A 2,315-nucleotide genomic window follows, 5' to 3' on the forward strand; every position below is an offset into this window, starting at 1 on the left:
GCGGCCGAGAACGGCGACGTGAAGGCCATGCACAACCTCGGCGTCTACCTGTTCCGGGGCGAGGGCGGACCGCAGGACCTCACCGGCGCGGCGCGCTGGTTCGGCAAGGCGGCGTCGAACGGCGTCGTCGAGAGCCAGTACAACCTGGGTCTCCTCTACCAGTCCGGTTCCGGGCTTCCGAAGGATCTGGTGCGGGCCCGCGCCTGGTTCGAGCGCGCCGCCGAGAAGGGCGACGAGCAGGCGAAGAAGGCCCTGGCCGAGATGGGGCCGAAGTCCGAGCTCAAGGCGTCCAGGTCCCAGCCGTCGAAGCCGCCGGTCAAGCACGCCGCAAAGGCCGCGCCGGCCTCCGCCGCCCTGCCGGCCGCACCCAGCATGAACGTCCGCCAGGCCCAGCTCATCCTGACCCGCCTCGGCTATTACGACGGTCCGCTGGATGGCCGCGCGAGCATCGCCTATGACCGCGCCCTGGCCGAATATCGCCGCGATCAGTCCGGCGGCCCGCCCCTTCACGTCGACCAGCGTTGACCTGGCCCGAGGCTAGGTCTTAGGCCCGGGCGTGGACATCTACCTCCCCATCGCCGAGGTGGCCGTGAACGCCCCGCTGATCGTCCTTCTGGGCGCGGTCGTGGGCTTCATCTCGGGCATGTTCGGCATCGGCGGCGGCTTCCTGATGACGCCGATGCTGGTGTTCCTGGGCATCCCCGCGCCGGTGGCGGTCTCGTCCATGGCCAACCATGTGGCCGCCTCGTCCATGTCCAGCGTCATCGCTTACAGCCGGCGGCGGGCCGTCGACCTGCGGATGGGCGGGGTGCTGGCGGCCGGCGGGATCGTAGGCGCCTTCGCCGGCGTCGAGCTCTTCCGCTGGCTGCGCCTGCTGGGCCAGGCCGACCTCGTGGTCTCGGTGTCCTACCTGCTGTTCCTGGGCGTCATCGGCGGGCTGATGCTGATGGAGAGTCTCGGCGCCATCCTTCGTCGCCGTCGCAACGAGCCGCCGAAGCCGCGCCGCGACCGCCGGCCGGTGTGGCTCTATGGCCTGCCGCTCAAGATGCGCTTCCCGCGCTCGCGCCTCTACATCAGCGTGATCCCCCCGCTGGCGCTGGGCGCCTTCGTGGGCGTGCTCTCGGCCATCATGGGCGTGGGCGGCGGCTTCATCCTCGTGCCGGCCATGGTCTACGTCCTGCGAATGCCCGCGGGCATGGTCGTAGGCACCAGCCTGCTGCAGATCATCATCACCACGGCGCTGACCGGGGTGCTCCAGGCCGGCCGTAACCAGACCGTCGACATCGTGCTCGCCACCCTGCTGCTGGTCGGCGGCATCGTCGGCGCCCAGTTCGGCGCCCGGGCGTCCTCGCGGTTCCGGGCCGAGGAACTGCGGGCGATCCTCGCCCTGATCGTGCTGCTGGTCGGCCTGCGCATGGGCATCGGCCTGTTCCTCACCCCGGACGAGCCGTTCGTCCTCATGTCGGGGGCCGGCTGATGGCCGCCCTCGCCGCCTTGGCCGCCGCGGCCGCAGTCAGCGCCACGCCCGGCCCGCCGCTGCCCCCGGCTCCAGCCGCCCAGGGCCAGCCCGTCGTCTCGGCTGCCCTGACCGACACCACGGTCCAGGTGAAGTCCGACTTCCGCGGCGCGCGGATCGTCCTCTACGGCGCGGTCTTCGACGCCGCGGCCCGGCCGTCCGACGTGGTGGTGCTGGTCCGCGGGCCGGAACAGCCGGTGCGCCTGACGCGCAAGGTCAAGATCGCGGGCCTCTGGCTCAACAGCCGCCCGGTGGTCTTCCGGGGCGCGCCAGGCTTCTACCGCGCCGCCTCGAACCGCCCACTGGACGACATCGCCAACTTCGGCGTCCTGCGCCGCCTGGGCGCCGGGGTCGACCACCTGCCGATTAACGCCCCGGCCGAGCAGCACATCGAGACGCGCTACGGCGTCCGCGACGTCGTCGTCTCCAGCTTGGGGCCCGACTACTACGACTGGCGCCGCGCGGTGGTGCGCCTCAAGGAGAAGGCCGGGCTCTACCACGAGGACGGGCGCGGCGTTCGCTTCGTCGACCGCGGCCTGTTCCGGGCCGAGATCGCCCTTCCGGCCGACGCGCCCACCGGCGACTACCGGGCCGACATCCTGCTGTTCCAGGGCGGAAAGCCGGTGGCCACGCGGGCCCGCACCCTGACGGTCGAGAAGGTCGGTCTCGAACGGGCTCTTTACGTGTGGGCGCATGACAGGCCATGGTCCTACGGTCTGGCAGCCATGGCGTTCGCGCTGGCGGCCGGTTGGGCGGCCTCGGCGGCATTCCGGAGAGACTGATTGCTCATGGATGACGT

General features: G+C 71.5%; 3 protein-coding genes. All 3 read left to right on the plus strand.

The window, feature by feature from the left end; translation table 11 throughout:
- Nucleotides 1–525 (plus strand): tetratricopeptide repeat protein (locus tag Q0L11_RS19300; protein WP_296599397.1); only part of this gene is annotated, 525 nt, incomplete at its 5' end.
- A gap of 31 nt (nucleotides 526–556) precedes the next feature.
- Nucleotides 557–1,477, plus strand: coding sequence for a sulfite exporter TauE/SafE family protein (locus tag Q0L11_RS19305; protein WP_296599398.1), 921 nt, complete (start codon nucleotides 557–559; stop codon nucleotides 1,475–1,477).
- The gene (locus Q0L11_RS19310) at nucleotides 1,477–2,298 is read left to right on the plus strand and encodes a TIGR02186 family protein (RefSeq protein WP_296599400.1); all 822 of its coding nucleotides are present in this window, start codon (nucleotides 1,477–1,479) and stop codon (nucleotides 2,296–2,298) included. The genes Q0L11_RS19305 and Q0L11_RS19310 overlap by 1 nt, the downstream gene beginning before the upstream one ends.
- Nucleotides 2,299–2,315 lie beyond the last annotated feature (17 nt).

Origin of the sequence: Phenylobacterium sp., from assembly GCF_024508875.1 — a bacterium.
In the GTDB taxonomy this organism is placed as follows: domain Bacteria; phylum Pseudomonadota; class Alphaproteobacteria; order Caulobacterales; family Caulobacteraceae; genus Phenylobacterium.

Excerpts from the sequence above, each read along its gene's own strand:
- Q0L11_RS19310 (WP_296599400.1), top strand. The coding sequence starts at position 1,477 with ATGGCCGCCCTCGCCGCCTTGGCCGCCGCGGCCGCAGTCAGCGCCACG.